The sequence below is a fragment of the Chitinophaga lutea genome (assembly GCF_003813775.1).
Taxonomy (GTDB): Bacteria; Bacteroidota; Bacteroidia; order Chitinophagales; family Chitinophagaceae; genus Chitinophaga; species Chitinophaga lutea.
On the sequence record NZ_RPDH01000001.1, the window covers coordinates 1,016,091 to 1,038,815 of the forward strand.

At 55.7% G+C, this 22,725-nt stretch carries 11 protein-coding genes; 6 read left to right on the forward strand and 5 right to left on the reverse strand.

The window, feature by feature from the left end:
• Position 1: 1 nt before the first annotated feature.
• Positions 2-1,474: a RagB/SusD family nutrient uptake outer membrane protein gene (locus tag EGT74_RS03950; RefSeq protein WP_123845228.1), complete on the reverse strand. Its 1,473-nt coding sequence runs from the start codon at positions 1,472-1,474 to the stop codon at positions 2-4.
• Positions 1,475-1,513: 39 nt separating this feature from the next.
• Positions 1,514-4,549 carry a SusC/RagA family TonB-linked outer membrane protein gene (locus EGT74_RS03955; protein ID WP_123845229.1) on the reverse strand — a complete coding sequence of 1,012 codons (3,036 nt, stop codon included), beginning with the start codon at positions 4,547-4,549 and terminating at the stop codon, positions 1,514-1,516.
• A 1,077-nt stretch (positions 4,550-5,626) separates the two neighbouring features.
• Between EGT74_RS03955 and EGT74_RS03960 the strand changes: the two genes are divergently transcribed.
• From EGT74_RS03960 to EGT74_RS03975, 4 genes are read left to right on the forward strand one after another with little or no spacing between them, the layout of a single operon-like run.
• On the forward strand, positions 5,627-8,677 hold the full coding sequence (locus EGT74_RS03960; RefSeq protein WP_123845230.1) for a SusC/RagA family TonB-linked outer membrane protein: 3,051 nt from the start codon (positions 5,627-5,629) through the stop codon (positions 8,675-8,677).
• 11 nt (positions 8,678-8,688) lie between these two features.
• The gene (locus tag EGT74_RS03965; RefSeq protein WP_123845231.1) at positions 8,689-10,371 is read left to right on the forward strand and encodes a RagB/SusD family nutrient uptake outer membrane protein; all 1,683 of its coding nucleotides are present in this window, start codon (positions 8,689-8,691) and stop codon (positions 10,369-10,371) included.
• Positions 10,372-10,397: 26 nt separating this feature from the next.
• On the forward strand, positions 10,398-13,403 hold the full coding sequence (locus EGT74_RS03970; protein ID WP_123845232.1) for a SusC/RagA family TonB-linked outer membrane protein: 3,006 nt from the start codon (positions 10,398-10,400) through the stop codon (positions 13,401-13,403).
• Positions 13,404-13,421: 18 nt separating this feature from the next.
• A complete protein-coding gene (locus EGT74_RS03975; protein WP_123845233.1) occupies positions 13,422-15,134 on the forward strand; it encodes a RagB/SusD family nutrient uptake outer membrane protein in 1,713 nt (570 codons plus the stop codon).
• Between the two features lie 327 nt (positions 15,135-15,461).
• Here the strand turns inward: EGT74_RS03975 and EGT74_RS03980 are convergent, their stop codons facing one another.
• Positions 15,462-16,922 carry a sulfatase family protein gene (locus EGT74_RS03980; protein ID WP_123845234.1) on the reverse strand — a complete coding sequence of 487 codons (1,461 nt, stop codon included), beginning with the start codon at positions 16,920-16,922 and terminating at the stop codon, positions 15,462-15,464.
• Between the two features lie 79 nt (positions 16,923-17,001).
• The gene (locus EGT74_RS03985; RefSeq protein WP_123845235.1) at positions 17,002-18,378 is read right to left on the reverse strand and encodes an alpha-L-fucosidase; all 1,377 of its coding nucleotides are present in this window, start codon (positions 18,376-18,378) and stop codon (positions 17,002-17,004) included.
• A gap of 742 nt (positions 18,379-19,120) precedes the next feature.
• On the opposite strand from EGT74_RS03985, the gene EGT74_RS03990 reads away from it, so the two are divergent.
• Positions 19,121-19,411 carry an HTH domain-containing protein gene (locus tag EGT74_RS03990; protein WP_123845236.1) on the forward strand — a complete coding sequence of 97 codons (291 nt, stop codon included), beginning with the start codon at positions 19,121-19,123 and terminating at the stop codon, positions 19,409-19,411.
• A gap of 232 nt (positions 19,412-19,643) precedes the next feature.
• Here EGT74_RS03990 and EGT74_RS03995 read toward each other — a convergent pair whose 3' ends face one another.
• Positions 19,644-20,159, reverse strand: coding sequence for a hypothetical protein (locus EGT74_RS03995; protein WP_123845237.1), 516 nt, complete (start codon positions 20,157-20,159; stop codon positions 19,644-19,646).
• 102 nt (positions 20,160-20,261) lie between these two features.
• Here EGT74_RS03995 and EGT74_RS04000 point away from each other — a divergent pair, with 102 nt between their 5' ends.
• Positions 20,262-22,682, forward strand: coding sequence for a glycosyl hydrolase family 95 catalytic domain-containing protein (locus EGT74_RS04000; protein WP_123845238.1), 2,421 nt, complete (start codon positions 20,262-20,264; stop codon positions 22,680-22,682).
• Positions 22,683-22,725: the final 43 nt, after the last annotated feature.

Below are 22,725 nucleotides of genomic sequence, written 5' to 3' on the forward strand. Positions count from 1 at the left end.
ATTAATAGCCAGGATTTTGTTTCAGTCGGTTATTACTTAATAATATCTGTTCCTGTGGTATAGGGAACAATTCATGCTTCCCGTCCACAAAGTTTTTGCCGTGCGCGCGCATCACTGCTCCTGCCCTTCCCTGGCGCACGAGATCCCAGAAACGGTCGTGCTCCATGCCCAGTTCCACGCGCCGTTCGTTCCAGATCTTCATCCGCAGATCTGCGCCTGTTGCCGGTGGCAGGCCGGCCCTTTTCCGCACGATGTTCAGCTTGTCGAGCGCTTCGGCCGTGTTACCGGTTTCGTTGGCCGCTTCGGCATACATCAGCAGCAACTCCCCGTACCGCAGTACCCGCAGGTTTTTCGGCGTCCGGTCCGGACTGCCGCAATACGGTTCCTGTGTACGGCTATGATAGGCCTTGTAATTGTACCGGTCGTTTTCCACCGAGTCTCTCGAAGGTACGCGAAAACCATCCCACAAAAATGTGCCCGCGGGCAAAATGGTGATGATGGTGGCGTCTTTGCGTTTATCGCCCGGTTCGTAGGCGGCGGCCAGGCTGGCAGACGGGTTGTTGAATCCAAATCCGAAATCCGTCCATCCCCTCCGCGCCCGGATGCCCTGGCTGTTGGCATACAGCTCAATCGCGGCGTTGCAGGCGGCATTGGTGCCCGTCTGCACCTCAAAGATCGATTCGATGGAATTGGCGCCTTTTACGCGCCAGATATCGGCATAGTTCGAGAGCGTATCGTACAGCCTGGAATCGATCACGGCTTTGGACAGCTCGAATGTTTTCTGCCAGTTTTTCTGGTACATGTACACTTTGGCCAGCAGCATCTGCGCGGCCCCCTTCGTTACCCGCCCCACCGGTGTGGCGCCTTTCAGCGGAAGGTTCTCCGCCGCGAAAGTCAGGTCGCCGATGATCAGTTCGTAAATCTCAGCGGCGGTCGCCCGCGTCTGAAAAGCATCGGAGTTGGCTTCTTCCGGCGTAGGCACACGGTCGAGTTTGGGCACGCCGCCAAAGGTGCGTACGAGATTAAAATAAAAATAACCGCGGAGAAAACGCACTTCACCGATGAGTTTATTTTTTTCCACGTCGCCCAGCGGCGAAAGCGGCAGTTTGTCCAATGCCTGGTTGGCGCGGGCGATGGCCTGGTAATAACCCGTCCAGAAGTTCTGCACGTTCGCGTTGGAAGGACCGTATGTGAAGTTGTCTATCTCCAGCGCGGGACCATAGTCGGTAGGGGTGCTGCCTTTATCGGCGTCATCACTGACGATCGAGGTGATGACGGTGTATTGCAGCCCGTGCACATCGGGCCCGAAACCGCCCAGCCACATAACATTATATACACCGTTCACGAGGTCCTGCGCGGCGGTGGGGTTGGTCCTGATCTCTTCTTCCGTCACCCGCCCCTGCGGCGGGATGTCGAGAAAATCCTTGCATCCTGCCAGTACCGTTATGCTGAATATGAGGAGTATTTTTTTCATCGCTTGATATTTTTCAGCAGCTACCAAAAGCTGCACCGTTTAGAATATGACATTGAGCCCCGCGGCGTATGTTCTGGTGGTGGGATAAGGCATCAGCTCAATCCCCGCTTCCAGCGGACTGGTAGAATTCTGCAGGGACAGGAAACCGTCCGCCTTGGGATTGGACGACACCATTTCCGGCGAGAAACCACTGAAGCGTTTCACCGTAAAGAGGTTTTGCGACGTGAGGTACACGCGGACGCGTTCTATCTTTATCCGGTCGAGCCAGCTTTTCGGCAGCGAATAGCCAAGCGTGACATTATTGAGCCGGAAAAAATTGCCGGACTCCACGAAGTACGTCGATGCCCTGGTGCTGCCCAGCAGCGCCTTCGGGTCGGTCGACGAAGGGCGTGTGGGCGTCCAGCGTTTGTCGGCGTACGAGGCTTCGATATTGTCCGTCAGTTCGTAACGGAACGCTTTTTTGCCGTTGTAGATCTTGTTGCCGGCATTGCCGTAAAAATCGAGGCTCAGGTCGATGCCCTTGTAATTGAGGCCGGCGTTGAGGCCGTAGTACAGCTTCGGCTGGTAGGAGCCGGCGAATATTTTATCGTTATCGTTCAGCACCCCGTTGCCATCGGTATCGCGGTAGCGGAGGTCACCGGGCTGGGCGGTGGGCTGGAGCTTCTGCCCGTCCTTATTCACCCAGGCATCCACGGCGGCCTGATCCACAAATACCCCGGCCGCATCGTACACATAAAAACTGCCGATGGGATGGCCGCTCGCGGTTTGCGTAACGGGCCCCTGCTGACCCACGCCGCCGCGGAAGAGTGGCTGCCCCTGGTTGAGGCCGGTCACTTCGTTTTCGTTCAGGGTAAGGTTGCCGCCGAAAGTATAGTTAAAATCTTCGGAGATATTATCCCGCCATTGCAATGTAAACTCCCATCCTTTATTGACGAACGAACCGGCGTTGGTGGTGTATTCGTTGTCCGGATCGCCGAGCAGGCCGGGGATGCGCACGTTCACCAGCGCGTCGATGGTCTTTTTGTTGTAGTAGTTCACTTCACCCGTCAGCCTTTTTTTGAGCGTGGAAAACTCAAGCCCTACGTCATATTCTTCGGTGGTTTCCCATTTCAGGTTGCGGTCTTTGATGTCGGCGAGATTGGTGCCGAGGGTGGCCACCCCGTTGAAGAAATACAGCAATCCTGAATTGGCGGTGAGGATGTACAGGTTGGAAGCGATGTTGTCGTTGCCGATACGCCCCCAGCTGCCGCGCAGTTTCAGGAAATCAAAAATCTGCCGGTCGCTGTTCTTCATAAAATCCTCTTCGGAGATCACCCAGCCGAGCCCCACCGCTGGGAAGTACCCCTGCCGGTTGTCGGACGGGAACCGTGAAGAGGCGTCGTTCCGGAAGGAAGCGCTCAGCAGGTATTTATCGCGGTACCCGTAGTTGATCCTCGCCAACAAAGACCGGCGCGCGTATTTATCGCCGTCGGAGGTATTGGTAGAGGTATTGGGATCGCCGGCAATGAGGTACCACAGATCGGAACTGCTGGGCACATTCCTGCGCGCTGCTTCCACGTAATCCGCGCTGTACTTCTGAGCGGTGAAGCCCACCAGTGCGGTAAGGTCGTGATCGCCGAAACGTTGCTGGTAAGTGGCCGTGTTATCCCACAACCATTCCGTGCCCTGCTCTTTTACGATGGTGAGCTGGCTTTCCGGGCGCTGCTGGTTGCCGCCCGCCACCAGGAACGTGCTTTCGTCGTTCAGGTATTTGGCGTTATAGCGCTTCCGGTTAAAGTTGCCCTGGTTCACGCTCAGGCTGCTGCGCAACTTCAAAAACGTCCAGGGCGAATATTCAAGATAGGTGGTGCCCTGCAGCCGGTTTTCCTTCAGGTTATCGTTCGTTTTGTCCGACGTGAGCACTGGATTGCCGACGTTGCCGAAGGCGGAGGTGTTGCCGTATTTCCCGTTCTGCATAACGGGGATGACCGGCGCCGCGCGGTAAGTGTTGTTATAAATCCCCTGCAGGTCCACATAATCGGTGTTGTTATGCATAAACGACAACTGCGCCACGAACTTCAGCTCTTTGGTGATGTTGTATTCCGTGTTGGAACGCACGGTGAGGCGGTCGTAGTTGTTTCTGTTGACGATGCCGGCGTCGGTGAGGTACCCCACGTTAAAATAGTACAGCACCTTATCGTTACCGCCGGAGAGCGACACGTTATGCGTTTGCTGGAAACCTTTCCGCAGGATGGCGTCGTACCAGTCGCTCGACACATTATAGGGCGGAATGGCCGCATTCGGGGCCACGTCTTTCAGGTAGGCCGTGTATTGCGTGCTGTTGGCCATTTTGACGAGGTTGGCCACCTCCCGCCAGCCTACGCTCATATTGTAACTCACTTCCATTTTGCCCGCCTGCCCGCGTTTGGTGGTGATGATGATCACGCCATTGGCGGCACGCACTCCGTATATGGCGGCGGACGATGCATCCTTCAGCACGTCCATCGTCACGATGTCGGCCGTGTTGATGTTGCGGATATCGTTGGTGAGCACCCCGTCCACCACGTACAATGGTTCCGCGCCAGCCAGCATACTGCCCGTACCCCGTACGCGCACCTGCGGCTGTGAGCCCGGTGCGCCCGAACTGATGATCTGCACACCGGCGAGTTTGCCCTGAATGCCCTGCGTGGCGGTATTGACGGGCTGCCTGGTGATTTCCTCCCCTTTGACGCTGCCGATGGCCCCGGTGAGGTCGCGCTTACGCCGGGTGCCGTACCCCACCACCACCACCTGTTCCAGCTGGCTCGAAGAGGGCGCGAGGGTGACGTCTATAGTGGCGCGGCCCGCCAGCGGGATTTCCTGCGGTTCGTAGCCGATGTAAGAAAACACCAGTGTGGCGTTGGCATCCGGCACGTTCAGGGTGAACGAACCGTCGGGCTGCGACACGGTGCCCAGGCTGGTGCCTTTTACCTGTATGGTCACGCCGGGAATGGGGTTGCCGTCTTTGTCCTTCACCATTCCCTTTACGGGGGCATAAAACGCCATTGCGAGCCGTGCCACTAACAGTAAATAAAGCAGTAGTAAGCATGATTTCATAATGCACAGTTTTTCAGGTTTGGGTACAGGGCAAAAAGGATATGCAGGAACATTCACAGAAAAATGCCCGGTATGAGGGGAAACAGGACGGAGCGTGGTAGCGGGAAAACAGAACAGTCCATTCACAGATAAATGCGCGGCAAAGGGGAACAGCGACGGAACGTGGCGACGGGAAAACAGAACGAGTTTAAATACATGGTAAAAGGAAACAGGACGAAGCACGGCAACGGAAAATAGAACGAGTTAAATACGTGGTACAAGGGAACAGGACGGAAAGTGGCAACGGGAAAACAGAACGAGCTTAAATGCGTAGCACAAGGAAACAGGACGAAACGTGGCAACGGGAAAACAGAACAGCCTTAAATGGCGTGGTACAAGGGAACAGGACGGAAAGTGGCAACGGGAAAACAGAACAGGCTTAAATGCGTGGTACACGGAAACAGGACGAAACGTGGCAACGGGAAAACAGAACGAGCTTAAATGCGTAGCACAAGGAAACAGGACGAAACGTGGCAACGGGAAAACAGAACAGTTCCTTTCACAGGGGGCCGCCGGTAAGCGGGCACAACTCCCGGTAACAGGCAAAGGAAGGGACAACGGGACAGGAAAACATTCACAGAAATACCCGGCTCGGAAAAAAGGGACTTACACCGGGGTACAGAGAAAAAAGGACAGGCCCGGAAACTCTTGTGGGTTACAACATTTATTACAACGGGAAGGCCCGGAATGTTCAGTCGCACGGGGATATATTCCACCGGGTACGTATGTCATTTGATTGCAATAAAAGTTAAAACTATGTTAAAACCCGAAAAAAGTCCCAATCTTGGTATCCGAGGTACCTAACTATTACGAGGCGTTTTTATAGTAACCAGGGAAATACTGAAAAAGGAAAGGAAGGAACATCAAAATTAGGAACATCTGCTTTTTAGCCGCTTGCTTTCATTCGATTTAATGATTTCGTAACGACCATGCCCCCGCTTGTATAATCGATTGAACCACCAAGATCTAAATCATCAAATACCTAGTCATTACAGAGTGAGCTATGCCCATGTCTAAGTCTTAAAATCCCATCAATATATGATCAGGAAGTTTACGCTATGCTACCTACTATTGCTATGCAGCATCGTTGCGCTTGCCCGCCAGTCGGGCAAAATTACCGGGAGGGTCGTTGACTCGAACGGCGGCATTCTCGAAGGAGTGAGCATCCAGGTGAAAGGAACCACCCGTGGCGCTTATACCAATGTGAAAGGAGAATTTGAAATTGCGGCCGAGGGTGAAGTAACCCTGATGGTCACCTTCCTCGGGTACAACACCCAGGAGGTGAAAGCCCGGCCCGGCAACCAGGTGCAGCTGCGGCTGGTGCCGAAGAACCAGGACATCGACGAGGTGGTGGTGATCGGCTTCGGCAAACAGAAAAAAGCCACCACCACCGGCGCCATCAACTATGTGAAGGCCGAGGAGCTGAAAGACATGCCCACCGCCAGCGTGACCAACGCCCTGGCGGGCCGCCTGCCCGGCCTCATCTCGCAGCAGCGCACCGGCCTGCCCGGCAGCGATGCGGCCCTGCTGTATGTGCGCGGCTTCGGCACCTTCAACACCGCCGGCCAGGAACCGCTGGTGCTGGTAGACGGGGTGGAAAGGAGGTTCAACGATGTGGATTTCAACGAAGTGGAAACCATTTCCATTCTTAAAGACGCGTCCGCCACAGCCGTATTCGGGGTGCGCGGCGCCAACGGCGTTATCCTCATCACCACCAAACGCGGCGTGGCCGGCAAGCCCCGCGTGTCCATGACGGTGGATAACACCCTCCAGTTCGTGACCAACCTGCCGCAATACCTGCAGAGTTATGACTACGCCACACTCTACAATGAGGCTTACCTCAACGACGGCGGCGATCCCAACTTTATGCCCTTCAGCCAGGAAGCCCTGCAGAAGTACAAAGACCATTCGGACCCGTATTTTTACCCGGACGTTAACTGGCACAAGGAAATCCTGAAAGACTATGCCCGTCAGACGCAGGCCAACGTCTCCATCAGCGGCGGCACTTCCCGTGCAAGGTATTTTGTGGCCGCCACTTACCTCGACCAGGACGGTCTCCTGAAATACGGCAACTACAACGAATACAACACCAACTCCACCTTCAAGCGGTATAACTTCCGCAGCAACGTGGACCTGGATGTGAGCCCTACCCTCACCGTATCGATGTCGCTTTCCGGCAAACACTCGCGGCAGACCTGGCCCGGCAACGGCCACTTTTTCACCGACAACCCGCTGGGCCTCATTTTCTGGAATATGGGCCGCTGGGCGCCTACCACCGCGCCGGTGTATAATCCCAACGGTTCGCTCGGCGCGTTTATCGAAGACAACAACATCGTGGGCGACGTATCCCGCACCGGGTATTCGGACAACTTCCGCACGGATGTGGAGGCCAACATCGACGTTCGCCACAAAATGGACTACGCCATCAAAGGCCTCAGCTTCCGCGGCAAGATCGTGTTCGATACTTATTTCTATTACACGGAACGGCGCCTCAAACAATACGAAACTTTCTATTACCTGCGGGACCCCGCCACCGGCGAGCCCATCTACCGCGCTACCAGCAAGGTGGAAACGCCCATCGCCTTTACGTCTACCGGCGTGAATGCGGACAAGCACGTGTACGGCGAGGCCGCGCTCGACTATAGCCGCACCTTCGACGGTAAACACGCCGTAACGGGACTGGCCCTGTTTTATGCAGACCGCCTGCGCGAAGCGGCCGCCTACCCCTTCTCCAAACTCGGCTGGGTAGGCCGGGTTACCTACGGGTACAAAAGCAAATACTTTGGGGAATTCAACATGGGCTACAACGGTACGGAGAACTTCGCCAAAGGAAAAAGGATGGGCTTCTTCCCTTCTTACTCCCTGGCCTGGATACTCACCGAAGAGCCCTGGATGAGGCCCCTTTCCAACTGGTTGGGTTATACGAAAATCCGGTTCTCGCGCGGCAAGGTGGGCAACTCCCTCATCGGTAACCGCCGGTACCTCTACCTGCCCGATACCTGGGGCAACCCCGGCTCCGCCTGGAACTACCGCTTCGGCACTTCCGGCACCGCAGTGGCCAGCGCATTCGAGCTGAACCTCGGCAACCCGGACGTAACCTGGGAAACCGCCTGGAAAAACAACCTCGGCCTCGAATTCAATCTGTTCAACGGCATTACCCTCAATGTGGACCTCTTCTCTGAAAAGAGAGACAACATTCTCCTGTCGCGGCAGGACATTCCGTCGCTCATCGGCCAGACCTCTCTCCCGCCGGTGAATATGGGCGTCATGGAAAACAAGGGGTATGAGATCGAGCTGAAATACGATTACAAAGCCAGCAAAGACCTGACTTTCAACATCGGCGGCAACTACAACTTCGCCCGCAACAAAATACTGGCGATGACGGAGCCGCAGAAACCCTACCCCTGGATGGCCCGTACCGGCAAGCGTTACGGCGAGCGTTTCGGGTATATCGTGGAAGGCTTTTTCAACAGCCAGCGTGAAGTGGACGAGTGGCACGACCAGACCACCTTCGGTACGGTGCAGCCCGGCGACCTCAAGTACCGCGACATGAACGGCGACAGCATCATCAACCAGTTCGACATTGCGCCCGTTGGCCACCCCGACGTGCCGGAAATCACCTATGCCATCAGCGGCGGCGTGAAATTCAAAAACTGGGAATTGCAGGTACAGTTCCAGGGTGTGGATAATACTACCACCTTCGTGAACCAGCTGGGCGGCTGGGATTTTTATAACAGCGCAAAGGTGCAGAAGCACCACCTCGGCAGGTGGACGCCCGAAACAGCGGCCACAGCTACCTATCCCAGGCTCACCACCTCTTCCACCACCGCGAAGAACAACTACCAGCCCTCTTCGTTCTGGGCCCGCGATGCCTCGTTCATCCGTTTCAAAAATCTGACCATCGCGTATTCATTGCCCAAGGCCTGGCTGCAAAGGCTGAAAATGCAACGCGTACGCATATACGTGAATGCGGCCAACCTTTACACCTGGTCGAAGTTCGACTGGTTTGACCCGGAAATCCGGTCTGCGGCGGCTAACCTGTACCCGCAGATGAAAAACTACAACCTGGGCCTCAACATCATTTTCTAAAAACATTCTCGATGAAAAAACTTACGCTATATATACTATTGCTCGGCGGTCTGTTTACAGGCGCCTGCCGCCGCGATTTCCTGGCGCCCGACTTTTCCATTTCCACCAGCTATACGGAGGAACTGGTATTTACGTCGGCCGTGGAAGCGCAAAAGGTACTGAACAACTGCTACGCCTACCTGCAACCCTTCAGCGCCTACCGCATGCGGTATGGACTGGCCCCTGCCAGAACGGGCTCCGCACTGCCGGCTTCTTACACCGACGAAGCGGCCAACGGCACCACTACGGCGCAAAGCTGGAGTGTGACCAACGGGAGCTTCAACCAGTTCTTCAACCCGGACAATATGTGGGAAACTTGCTACCAGGGCATCCGCCGCTGCAACATGTTCCTTGAGAACATCGACCGTGTGCAGGATGGCGACCCGCCGGTTGTGGCCCGGTGGAAACATGAAGTACGTTTTCTCCGCGCGTTTTATTATTTCGAACTGTTCCGCCGTTACGGAGGTGTGCCGCTTGTGAAAAAAGCGCTGTCAGTACAGGGTGTGCTCAACAACGACCTGTCTGAGTACTACATCCCCCGCGCCACCGTCGACGAGGTCGTGGATTTTATCAGCAAGGAACTCGACACCGCCGCTACAGGATTGCCAGCAGTATATGCCTCCGGCGATCTCGGCCGCATTACCAAACAGACCGCGCTCGGCTACAAAGGCAGGTTGCTGCTTTACCACGCCAGCGAACTGCATAACCCCGGCAACGCCAACCCGCAACGCTGGAGAATTGCCGCAGACGCCTGCCGCACTGCTATCGACACCGCCGAAAAAGCAGGCGGGCACCAGCTGCATAGCAATTACCAAAGGATGTTCCTCAACGATTCCCGCACCAACAAGGAAACGCTGCTCTTCATCTACGAAAGCATCGGCAGCGCGTATGACCTCCGCGAGGGGCACCCGAGCGCAGGACGTTACGGCGGTACCAACCCCACGCTGAACCTGGTGGATAAATACGAAATGAAAAACGGGAAACCCATCACGGATCCCACTTCGGGATATGATCCCCAGCAACCGTTCAAAGACCGCGATCCCCGTTTGGGCATGTCTGTGGTGCAACCCCTGGAAAGCTGGTTCGGCGTACAGTTCAGGCCCTGGTATGGCCCGGGCGGGCTCGATGGCCGCTCTGTGTACGGCGCTAAACCAAACGACGGCAGCTGGAGTTCCATGCTCGTGAAAAAGTTCGTGGACGTAGGTGAGGGAGCAAACCGCAACTGGACGCTGATGCGCCTGGGCGAACTGTACCTTAACTACGCGGAAGCTGAAAATGAAGCGGCAGGGCCTGTGGCTGCCGTGTACAAATACGTGAACCTTATTCGTAAACGTACCGGCGTTGGTATGCAAGAATTGCCCGCCGGCATCACCAAAGACAGTATGCGCACCCGCATCCGCAACGAACGTTCGGTAGAGCTGGCGTTTGAAGAACACCGCGGCTTCGATGCCCGCCGGTGGAAGATTGCCGAAGAAACATTCGGCGGGGCCACCTGGGGCTGGCGTACTTTTTATAACGCCCAGACCGGCGCGCTCAGCTACACCCGGTACAACTTTCAGAACAGGATCTATAAAAAACACTGGAACCTGTACCCCATCCCGCAAACAGAAATCGAAAGAAGCAAGGGCAGCCTGGTACAAAATCCCGGTTACTGATTGTTCACCATTAATGCTCGCAACCAATGCAACAAAAACTATTCAGAATATTTACATCGCTGCTATGCTGCATGCTGCCGTGGATGGCGTATGCGCAGAAGCAGGAGTTCGGTAAAGTGGTGAACGAAGAAGGGAATACCCTCAAAGGCGCCATGATCATCTCGGCGATGACCAGCAAAGAAGTCACCTCCAATAAAAACGGCCTCTTCTCCCTGGAAGGCCTCATTCCCGGCGATACGCTGTACGCCTACTATGCAGGATACGAACAGGCCACGGTGTACGTGCGTGAAGGCGCGCCCGTACTGGTTACGCTGAAAAAAGCCTCTCCCTGGGATAAAACCACCCCGCTCCTCTGGTACAATAAAAAGCGGCTGCTGGTAACCGGCGCCGTGAATGTGCTCACGGAAAACGACCTGCTGAAATCGCCGGCCATCAACATCAAAAATGCGCTCGACGGGCGTGTACCGGGATATTATTCCATTCAGACGGATGCCAGTCCCGGTAACGAACTCCCCTCCATCTACATCCGCGGCCGTTCCGGCATCACCGATGCCGGTGGCTATAATTCGCTGGTAGACGGGGTTGAAAGGGACTACGGTGAACTGGAAGTAAGCGAAATAGACCAGCTGGTGGTACTGAAAGATGCGATCAGCAACGCCATGTACGGCAGCCGTGGTGCGAGGAAAGGTGTATATGTGACTACCAAACGCGGCCAGGCTTACCAGAACAGGATTTCCGTGATGGCGCAAACCGGCATACAGCAGCCGACCAAATTACCGCGTACGCTCGGTGCTTACCAGTACGCATTGCTCCATAACGAAGGCTCCGCCAACGACCAGGTGCAGGCCGACTACACGCAGGCACAGCTCGACGGCTACCTCAATAAAACGGATCCTTACCTGTACCCGGACGTGGATTGGTACGATGCCGCCGTGAACAACACCGCCATGCAGTACCGCTTCAACCTGAGCGCTTCCGGCGGGAACAAGACCGCCCGGTATTTTATGATGATGGGCTACACCAACCAGGAAGGCCTGCTCAAGTACAGCCGTGATAACGACAATTACCGCACCGGCCAGAGTTACCAGCGGTATAATTTCCGCACCAATATGGACGTGAGCGTGGACGCGAATACGCTCGTGCAGCTCGACATCAATGTGCGCCTCGAGCGCCGCGTGCTGCCGCACAGCAGCCTTTCCGCCGCCAGCATCTGGACCAACATCGCTTCTTATCCTCCCGGCCAGTTCCCGGTATTCAACCCGAACGGCTCCCTGGGCGGTAACGCACAATATGGGGAAAACCCCATCGGTTCGCTGACCCGCACCGGCTACCAGCACCAGGACCATCGCTTCCTCGAAGGCAGCACCCGCGTATTCCGCAAGCTCGATTCCTGGCTGCCCGGCCTCTCCGCTTTCGCGTCCTTTTCTTTCAACTCGTTTGCAAGGCCCACCATGCAGCAGAGCCAGGACTTCGCGGTATATACCTATCAGGGAAAAGACCAGCCGTATGTCAAGTTCGGCAACGACGTTCCGTTGAGCGCTCCGGCCAGTGTGCCTACCTTTTCGCATAACTATGCCTTCGAAGGCGGGCTGGAATACGCGCCCAAACTCAAAGGCGGCCATCACCTGAATACCAAACTCAAATACTTCCAGGTAAGGCAGAAACAGCCCGATACGGACCTGCCGTATTCCCGCCAGCTCGTGTCCGGTATTGCCTCATACGACTATAACGAAAAGTATATCGCCGATGTGGTGGTATCGTATTCCGGCACGGAGAACTACGCCAAAGACAGGCGCTTCCAGACCTACCCCGCTGTGGGCCTGAGCTGGATAGCTTCCAAAGAAAACATGCTGAAAAATGCCACCTGGCTGAGCCTGCTGAAAGTGCGCGGTTCCTACGGCATCCTGGGCAACGACGTGTATCCCTCCAGGTTCCCCTACGTAGAGGGCATCACAGGCAGCGGCACCGGCGCCAACTTCGGGCAAACGGGCTTTACCGGCACCGGCTTGCAGGAAACCACGCTGGGCAACCCGCTCACAAGAGCCATGGAATACAAACAGGCCAATGTGGGCATCGACGTGGAATTGTTTAACCGGCAGATCGCGCTGACGGTGGACCGCTTTTCGGAGAAAGTCAATTTTATCCCCGTAACGCCGGAGAACATCAGCGCCATCATCGGCAACTCGCAGGTACCCGCCAGCATCGGCCGCACCAGTAACCAGGGCTGGGAAGGCGAGATCACGCTCCGCCGCAACTGGACCCGGCAGTTCGCTACGCACATCCGTGCGCAGGGCGCTTATTACACGAACAAAATCGAGTACCAGGCAGAACAGTTCCGCGACGAAGCGTACCAGCTGCGCACCGGCCGCCCGCTTGGCCAGGTATTCGGTCTGCAGGCGCTCGGATTTTATAAAGACCAGGCTGAAATCGACGCAGGGCCTTCTTCCTCTTTCACCACGCTGCGCCCCGGCGACCTGAAATATAAAGACCAGAATGGCGACGATGTGATCGACGCGCTCGATGAAATACCGCTGGGCAAACCCGGTCTTCCGCAAATGCAATACGCTTTCGAGATCGGCGCGCGTTTCCGCAATTTTGAGCTTACCGTGCTATTCTCCGGTGTTACCGAAAGGTCGCTTTTCCTCAACGCCTACCCCAGCTTCCGTGGTTTCCAGCCCGGCTCCGCAAGGCCCACCGCCATGGTGCTCGGCCGCTGGACACCTGAAACGGCCGACAGGGCTACCTTCCCGAGGCTGAACACGGAAACCAACAACCACAACTTCCGCAACTCCACTTTCTGGATGAGGGACGGCGGATTCCTCCGGTTGAAAAATGTGGAGCTGGCATATAACATCCCGCAATCCATGCTCCGCCGCTGGGGTCTGCAGAGCGGGCGCATTTTCGCCACCGGGCACAACCTCGCCGTATGGTCCAAGTTCCCGGACACGGATCCCGAAAGCCCCGGCGCCGGTGTTAACACAGATTATCCCCTGTTGAAGATCACCAACCTGGGCGTGAAAATTGACTTCTAATTCTTAAAGCAACAACTCATGAAAACGACACAACATATTCTGTTCACCATGCTTTGCTGCTGCCTGCTGGGCACTGCGGCCTGCCGCCGCGATTTCCTCGATAAGCCGCTGAATGATGAGTATCCCATCACCGAAGCGTTTACAGACATCGCGCGGGTGCGCAACTGGGTGAATAACATTTATTCGTTACGGCAGGACGACAACACCCTGTTCGCCAACACCGGTTTTGCCGCGGCTACCGACGAAGCCGTGCACGGCAACTCCGGCAACAACATCAACATTTTCACGAACGGCAACTGGAGCTCCCAGAACACGCCATGGAACGTGTGGCCCCGTTGCTGGCAGGGCATCCGTAAATGCAACAGCTTTTTCAAATACCGGTCTTACACGGCGCTGGAGAAGTACGGCGATACGGTGCGGCTGAAAGACGAATACAACCTGCCCGCCCGCACCGTGATGACGCGGCTTACCGGCGAGGTGTTTTTCATGCGCGCGTTTTATTACATGGAACTGATGCGCTACTTCGGTACGGTGCCGTTGACGGACAGCGTGTACGCGGTGAACGATAATTTCAACCTGCCCCGCAAGTCCATCGACTCCGTTGTGGCCTACATCAGCCGCGACCTGGATTCCGCCATGGCCAACCTGCCGGACGATTACGACAACTACCCCAACTTCGCGGGCCGCGCTTCCAAACCGGTGGCCATGGCATACAAGTGCCGCCTGCTCCTGTATTACGCCAGCCCGTTGTTCAACCCGGACAACAAGCCAGAACGCTGGAAAGCGGCGGCAGACCTGCTGGGCACCTTCATCACCACTTACAGCTCCGAGTATGGGCTCGAAACCACGTTCCAGAATGTGGTGACCGACCGTAACAGCAAAGAATCCATTTTCAGTATCCGGGGCGGCGGACGTAACGACATCGACCGCGCGCAGCGCCCTGTGGGTTACAAGTTCACGACCGGGCCTGCGGTAAATCCTTCACAGAACCTCGTGGATGCGTTCCAGATGGTGAACGGCAAAAACATCAACGACGCGGGCTCCACCTACGACCCGGCCAACCCTTACCTGCGCCGCGACCCGCGTTTCTACCTGTTCATCAACTACAACGGCGCATCGCTGCCCGATAACCCTACGGGCACCACCTGGCAGGCAAGGCCCATCGAAACCTTCACCGGCGGGAAAGACGCCATTGGCAATTTCCCCACCCGCACCGGCTACTACATGCGCAAGTTCATGCACGTGGGCCTCAACCTCGTGACGAACCAGACGCAGGAAAGACCTTACCAGCTGATGCGCTACGCGGAAGTACTGCTCAATTACGCAGAAGCGGTGAACCAGGCTTACGGCCCATACGTGGTGCCACCCACCTGTACGCTGACCGCCGCCGCCGCGATCGAAATGATACGCAAACGCGCGGGCCTCGTGCCCTTCGCTTTACCGGCGGGTTTGAGCAAAGTGCAGATGAATGATGCGGTGGTGCAGGAAAGAAGGATTGAATTATGCTTTGAGAATCAGCGCTTCTGGGACGTACGCCGCTGGAAACGCGGCGTGGAACTGTTCAACGTTCCCGTACGGGGTGTGGTGATCACCAAAACCGGCACCACTTATACGTACGCTTACAGGGATGTGGAGCAGCATACCTTCCAGGATAGAATGCATCTTTTCCCGGTGCCCTGGTCGGAAGTAAGAGCCAATCCGAATATGACGCAGAACCCTAACTGGGAATAAACGGTCGAAAGAATGTCATCATAAAACAGAGAGGGTGTATCGGTTTGATACACCCTCTTCGTTTATTAAGTACTCTTGCCTGATTCGTCTAATTTGTTCCCCGATATCTTTATTCCATCGCCATTCTCCTGTCTTTCCTTTTCACTTCATGCTATTTCCCGACATCTTCATTTCATCACTTCTCCTGCAAATTTATGCTGCCTTTCTCTTCGCCTGTCTTTCCTTTTCATTTCATGTTATTTTCTGATATCGTTGTTTCATTACGACTTCCCCCGGTTTCCTTCTTCCAGTCCTCTCTCCCATCGTTACCAACCGGTTCCTGAATTTCTATTTCATCGCCACTTTCCCCGGTTCCCGCCGTTCTGTTCCTTTGATATCTTTCAGATCGTCTCCCAACGTTTGCCGGTACTGATCCGCCAGCGCTTCCAGTTCTTTCACCACATCGGGGAATTGCTTCTGCACGTCGAGCGTTTCACCGGGGTCGCTGCTTAAATCGTAGAGCGCCAGCGGCACCGGGATGTTGGGCTGCGCGCCGGGGAAACCGTCGTAGCCCGGCAGGTTGTTTTTATAGGTGCGCGCCTTGTGCGGGAACACCAGTTTGTATTTTCCTTTGCGGATGGCCTCGAGGCTGTTCACGCCGTAATAATACACGAAGTGATCGCGGGGATTGGCGCCTTTTTCCTGCTTCAGCAGCGGCAGGATGTTGAGCCCGTCGATTTTTCTGGCGGGCAGTTTCGCGCCGCAGATGGTGGCCACGGTGGGCAGAATGTCGATGGTGGAGGCTACTGCATTGCTGACTATGCCCGCGGGAATTTGCGCCGGCCACTGCATGAGGCAGGGCACGCGCTGGCCGCCTTCGAAGCTGGTGCCTTTCCCTTCGCGCAGGCCGCCGGTATTGCCGGCGTGGTTGCCGTAGTTGAGCCAGGGGCCATTGTCGCTGGTAAAGATGACCAGCGTGTTTTTATCGAGGCCGTTTTCTTCCAGCGTTTTCATCACCGCACCTACCGACGCGTCCAGCTCTTCCATCAGGTCACCGAACAAACCGGCGCCGCTGCGGCCTTTGTACTTTTGAGACACGGCGATGGGCACGTGCGGCATGCTGTGCGCCATGTACAGGAAGAAGGGTTTGTTTTTATGGGCTTTGATAAAACGGCAGGCGCGTTCGGTGTACAGCGAAGTAAGCTCCGCCTGATCGTCGAGCGTTTTGATGATGCGGATCGTGTTGTTACCTTCGATCAGCGGCAGCGGCGGATATTTCCCACGGTTATTGGCCGTGTCCGTGATGGGCTTGCCGTCGTAATGCACCGGCCACATATCGTTGGAATACGGCAGGCCGAGGTATTCGTCGAACCCGTGCTGCAGCGGGAGGAACGGGGGTTTGCTGCCGAGGTGCCATTTGCCCACCATGCCCGTGCTGTATCCTTTCGCCTTCAACAATTCGGCGATGGTTTCTTCTTCATTGCTCAGCGCGGTGGGCGCTGTGGGCCACAAGGCGCCGTGAATCCCGATGCGGTTGGGATAACAGCCCGTAAGCAAACCCGCCCGCGAAGCGGAGCATACCGCCTGTGCGGCATAAAAATGCGTGAAGCGGATACCGCGTGCCGCCATCCGGTCGAGGTTCGGCGTTTTATACGGACCGCCGCCATATACGGCGGGGTCGCCATAGCCCATATCATCCATGAAAATCACCACCACGTTCGGAGCAGGCGCCGGTTTGGGAGGAATAAAACTGCATACGGCCGCAGCGGTGACGGCCAGCAGGCCGGCGGCCAGAATTTTCTTTATCATACAATGCAACGGTTTAGCAATAAAAAAACACTGCGTCAAATGTAACGCAGTGTTTTCAGTATTAAAAGCGCCGGCGGATTTAATCTGCCATGATCAGTTCTATCACCGGGATAGCTACCGGCGGTTTCTGCACCGGCAGGCTGAGGTTGAGGTCGCCGTCGCCGAGGCCGCTGGTTTTATAACCGTAGCCGGAGGGCGCGGTGAACCTGATTTCGGAACCGTCGTGCAGGAACTGCGCATATTTTACCTTGCCTTTATAACCGGGCAGCGTGAAGTTCTGCAGCGGATAGTCGACCAGGTGCACATACAGGCGTTTGGTGGAAGGATTGTACGTGAGCAGGCTCTGCTCGGGGCGCGCATACCTTTCCGGCGCCTGGGTGCAGCCGTAAATAGCGCGACTGTTATACTCCATCCATGCGCCCATACCGCTGAGCGCATCGTCTGCCCGGTGATCGAATTTGCCGCGGGCGGTGGGGCCCACGTTCAGCAGCAGGTTGCCGCCCTTGCTCACCGATTCGATCAGCAGCACCAGCAGCTGCTGCACGTTCTTCCACGAAGTTTCATCGCGGTAATATCCCCATGAGCCGGAGAACGTCTGACAGGTTTCCCAGGGCACGCGTTTGCCGTTTTCCGTAGGCCAGGCCGCTACTTTATATTGTTCGGGCGTTACAAAGTCGCCGCCGTCCGCATACTCCTTCAGGTCGAGGCGGTCGTTGACGATGATGCCCGGCTGCAGCTTGCGCACCATTTTGATCAGGTCCACAGAGCCCCAGTCGTTATGATCTTTGCCGTATTTGCCGGGATAGGAATAATCGAGCCAGAGGATATCCACTTTCCCGTAATTGGTCAGCAGTTCCTTCACCTGGTTGGACAGGTAAGTGCGGTATTTGCCCATATCCCGGTTTTTGTTGAGTACTTCATAGTCCGTTTCATTTTTCGGACGGGCGGAGTGTGTTCTGTCGATCGTGAAATCGGGATGATGCCAGTCGATCAGCGAATAATAAAACCCGATCTTCAGCCCTTCCGCGCGGAAAGCGTCTACCCATTCTTTGATCAGGTCTTTTTTGATGGGCGTGTTGGTGGCTTTGTAGTCCGTGAATTTCGAATCGAAAAGGCAGAAGCCGTCGTGGTGTTTGGTGGTGATCACCGCGTACTTCATGCCCGCCGCTTTTGCTTTTTTGGCCCATTCGCGCGGGTTGTAGAGATCCGGATTAAAATACTCGAAGTATTTCCGGTAAGCCGAATCCGAGATCTGTTCCCGGTTTTTCACCCACTCGTGGCGGGCGGGCAGTGCGTAGAGGCCCCAGTGGATGAACATGCCGAAGCGGTCGTTGGTCCACCAGGCGAGGCGTTTTTCTTTCTGTTCGGGTGTTTCAGGGAATAATCGTTTTTCCTGTGACGTGGCGCTCATGGTCAGCAGCAGGCTGAACATAAGCAGCAGGGCGTTGCGTTTCATACTGATATTAATTTAACCGCTACAAGTTACCCTGCCGGAACAGCATATACTCATACGATATTGCCGGTGACTATGCATATTTGAATCAGCCCCGCCCGCTGGCAGGCGGTTTGCCGCTGCGGAAATATGACAGTGCGAACACCATGTGAACGAACACTTAATTAACAACCGATTAACATAACGACAATAATTTTCAGTGTAACATTGTTCCAGCAAGATTTACTTCTTTATATCGCTACACGATAGCGCTCCAATTTGATTTTCGACCGCCGGCCGCCGCTTTCACCAGCTGCGGCCTTTTTATTACGGTGCCGGTGCAACGTTTTCGCTGTTAACAAAAGGGGGCAAATATGACATTTCTTTAACACGGCGTTAACATCATTCACAAACAGATCAGTGTAATATTGAATATACGTTAGAACACATATTCTTTAATACCTAAATAGCATCAAGCTCCATGTTAACCATTGATTAAAGGCAACCAATCCGTTATGATTGGTTGCCTTTTTTTAGAAGAATCATAACATTAACTGTAATAATGCCGCAGTAGGGTATATTAACTTAGCGATACATACAAAGCGTCGTATCATGATATCAACAGTTACCCTTGAAGTATTGCAGGAGTGGACAAATGAAATATGAGCCCGTTGGATGTTACAGTAATTGAGAAGTTACCATTGGCCTATCAAATTTTTGAACTGAAACCCGATTTACAATTTAGCTTAAACCCCCAGTTGATCCAATGCCAAAGCGTTATTTTGAAAGACTACAGACTATCGACTATCTTATCCGCATTAAAGGAACCGGCAAACCTTCGCAGTTGGCCAAACGGATGCGCATTTCCGAACGCACGCTTTATGAGTTCCTGAAACTCATGAAAGATCTCGGTGCGCCGATAGAATACGATAGATACAAGGAGAGCTATTACTACGGTGAAAAAGGAGGATTCAACATCAAGTTCACCAAGAGCCTGATGACCGCCACACCCGTGATGTTGCTCACCCTTGTCATCATCACGCTAACAAGTTTGTAAGCGTGCTTTCATGCACTCACAGGGTGGCCGGTTAACAAACAATTAACTCCGCCACTACAGGCACTGCACTATTTTGATGCCCGTTGCAATACAGGCACCAAAATGGTAGTGCCTTTTTTCATGACCGTCCTGCACAAAGAACTTTTCTCATAACAAAGGTTTAGATTTAAATTGATGCAAAAGGATAATGGCGGGTTTCTTTCCAGTCACCCGCCGCGCTTTTCAGAGTGTTTCATTCTTTCCAGTGCGCGCGTCGCAATTGCGGCGGAGTGCCGTTCCAGGCCGGGCCTGGCACATAAGCGTAATGCAACGGATCCGCCATCAGCCGGATGAGCTTCACACCCTGCCCGTTTATTTTCCATATACGCGTGGTATCCGTTCCGGCATCTGGCCGCAGGTGGATGTGCAGCATGCTGTCCGTCACGGCCATATTCGCCAGCGCCATGCGGCTGCCGGCGGGAGCTTCCAGCACCAGTAAAAATTCATCGCGGCTTTGCAGCGGCAACGGGTCGCCCGCGGCAGGCGGTGTGATTTTTCCCACACAGTCCGCCACCTGCAAACTGTCCGACAAGACGTACGCAAAATAATAACCGCCGGAGAGGTTGCCCGACAGCACCGGTTCCCCGCAGGGCTGATGAAAACGATATCCCTTCAGGGCAATGGAGGATGCTTTTGTTTCCGGCGCGGGCTTGGGCCGGCAACTCCAGCAGGTCAGCAAAAAGAGCCCGATCAGTAGTCTGGGGTACATACCCGTAATTTAATGTTTTACTGGCTGATCCTGATGCCATTTTCACGGACGTTTCCGAATAAGACCGGCAATTGATATATTTAGTCCAGTTAAACTTTGTTTATGAACCACGTCATGCTGTTCCTGGCCGTAATGGCCCTGCCCCTTTTTGCGTCCGCACAAAAGCCGGATGTCACCATCCGGTTTTCGAAACCTGCCACCAATTATCTCGAGGCCCTGCCATTGGGCAACGGCAAGATAGGCGCGCTCATCGGCGGCCACCCTGTGAAAGACGACATCGTGCTGAATGAAATTTCGCTGTGGTCGGGCGGCGTGCAGGATGCAGACAACGACACCGCTTACCGCATACTTCCCCGCATACAGGAGCATTTGTTACAGGGCCGGAATAAAGAGGCCCAGCAACTGCTGCAGCAATATTTTATCTGCAAGGGCAAAGGCTCCGGCCATGGCCGCGGCGCCAAGGTGCCGTACGGCGCATACCAGGCGCTCGGCATGCTGCAGCTCCGGTGGCACGACAGTACCAGCGCCTGGCATCATTACCGCCGCACGCTCAACCTTGAAACGGCTACCGCCCGCACCAGCTGGGAGCGTAACGGCGTCACCTATCACCAGGAAGCGTTTACGGGCATTCCCGGCAATGTGCTGGCCATCCGGCTCACGGCTTCCAAAAAAGGGAAGATCGCCTTCTCCGCCGGCCTCACCAGGGAAGAGCACGCCACAGTCGCTGCCGGCCCCGGCCTCATTACCATGGAAGGCCAGTTACCGAACGGCGCGCAACCCGGCATGCGGTATGCAGCCGCCCTGCAGGTACGCACCACCGGCGGCCGGCAAACGGTGAGCGGCAATACCGTGCGCGTGGAGAACGCAGACGAATGCTGGCTGTATTTCGCGGCGGCCACCGATTATAACCATACGGACTATACGAAGAAAGGCCCGGCTCCCGCACCATTGGTACAGGCAACGCTGAAAGCCGCCGTGGCGAAAGGTTATGCGCAGTTATACCAGTCGCACCTCCGCACCCACGGCGAACTGTTTAACCGCAACCGGTTTTACCTCGACGCGCCGCTGGCGAACGATACGCTGACCACGCCCGACCGCCTGGCGCGGTATTACAATGGCGAAGCGGACGCACAGCTGCCCGTGCTGTATTACAATTTCGGGCGTTACCTGCTCATCGGTTCCTCGCGCCCCGGCGGCCTTCCCGCCAACCTCCAGGGGCTTTGGGCGCCGGAGTACCAGACGCCCTGGAACGGCGACTACCACATCAACATCAACCTGCAGATGAATTACTGGCTGGCGCCGGTCACCGGTCTTGACGACCTCGCCGAGCCCCTTCACCGCTATATCAAAGGGCTCGAAGCACCCGGCGCCAGAACGGCCAAAGCCTATTACAACGCACCCGGCTGGGTGGCGCATGTGATCTGCAATCCCTGGGGCTTCACTTCTCCCGGCGAAGGTGCGGACTGGGGCTCCACCCTCACCGGCGGCGCCTGGCTCTGCGAGCACATCTGGGAGCATTTCCGGTACACGCGCGACACGGCTTTCCTCCGCCAATATTATCCCGTGATGAAAGGCGCCGCGCAATTCCTGCGGAGCATTCTCATCAAGGAGCCCACACATGGCTGGCTGGTGACGGCCCCTTCCAATTCCCCGGAGCATGCTTACATCATGCCGGACGGAACAAAAGGTAATACGGTGATGGGCCCTGCCATGGACATGCAGATCTGCCGCGAACTGTTCGGCGCCTGCATCGCCGCCGCATCCATCCTGCAAACCGACGACGCCTGGAAAAACGAACTGGCGGCGGTACGCAGTCAGCTTGCGCCGAACCAGGTGGGCGCCGCCGGCGACCTGAACGAGTGGCTCCACGACTGGAAAGACAACGAACCGCACCATCGCCATATCAGCCAGCTGTATGCGCTGCATCCTTACGATGAAATAACGCCCTGGGGCACCCCGGAGCTCACCAAAGCGGTACGTGAAACCCTCCGCCAGCGCGGCGACGACGGCACCGGCTGGTCGCTCGCATGGAAAATCAATTTCTGGGCCCGCCTTGGTGAAGGAGACCGTGCGTTGGCGCTGCTCCACAAACTGCTGCGGCCGGTAGACCCCGTGAAGCCCTCCGGTGGCGGTTCTTACCCGAACCTCTTCTGCGCGCACCCTCCCTTCCAGATAGACGGTAACTTCGGCGGCACTTCCGGCATCGCCGAAATGCTGCTGCAAAGCCATGGCGACACCGGCGTTATCCGCATGCTGCCCGCGCTGCCCACCGAAGCCGGCTGGCAGAACGGCCGCGTAACCGGCCTGCGCGCCAGGGGCGCTTTCAAAGTGGACATGCGCTGGCAACAGGGCCGCATCACCAAAGCCGGCATCACTTCGCTGAAAGGCGAAACCTGCCGGCTGCTGCTGCCCGCCGGCAAAACGGTGAAAGACGCGAAAGGCAAGGTGCTGGCCCGCGTGGGGGAAACCGGCGGGGAAGTGAGTTTCGCCACGGAGAAAAACAAAACCTATTCCGTGGAGTAAGCTGACATTCGTCATAAAGCAGGTTCAATAAGGCGGCAAGTGC

Excerpts from the sequence above, each read along its gene's own strand:
- EGT74_RS03950 (WP_123845228.1), bottom strand. The coding sequence starts at position 1,474 with ATGAAAAAAATACTCCTCATATTCAGCATAACGGTACTGGCAGGATGC.
- EGT74_RS03955 (WP_123845229.1), bottom strand. The coding sequence starts at position 4,549 with ATGAAATCATGCTTACTACTGCTTTATTTACTGTTAGTGGCACGGCTC.
- EGT74_RS03960 (WP_123845230.1), top strand. The coding sequence starts at position 5,627 with ATGATCAGGAAGTTTACGCTATGCTACCTACTATTGCTATGCAGCATC.
- EGT74_RS03965 (WP_123845231.1), top strand. The coding sequence starts at position 8,689 with ATGAAAAAACTTACGCTATATATACTATTGCTCGGCGGTCTGTTTACA.
- EGT74_RS03970 (WP_123845232.1), top strand. The coding sequence starts at position 10,398 with ATGCAACAAAAACTATTCAGAATATTTACATCGCTGCTATGCTGCATG.
- EGT74_RS03975 (WP_123845233.1), top strand. The coding sequence starts at position 13,422 with ATGAAAACGACACAACATATTCTGTTCACCATGCTTTGCTGCTGCCTG.
- EGT74_RS03980 (WP_123845234.1), bottom strand. The coding sequence starts at position 16,922 with ATGATAAAGAAAATTCTGGCCGCCGGCCTGCTGGCCGTCACCGCTGCG.
- EGT74_RS03985 (WP_123845235.1), bottom strand. The coding sequence starts at position 18,378 with ATGAAACGCAACGCCCTGCTGCTTATGTTCAGCCTGCTGCTGACCATG.
- EGT74_RS03990 (WP_123845236.1), top strand. The coding sequence starts at position 19,121 with ATGCCAAAGCGTTATTTTGAAAGACTACAGACTATCGACTATCTTATC.
- EGT74_RS03995 (WP_123845237.1), bottom strand. The coding sequence starts at position 20,159 with ATGTACCCCAGACTACTGATCGGGCTCTTTTTGCTGACCTGCTGGAGT.
- EGT74_RS04000 (WP_123845238.1), top strand. The coding sequence starts at position 20,262 with ATGAACCACGTCATGCTGTTCCTGGCCGTAATGGCCCTGCCCCTTTTT.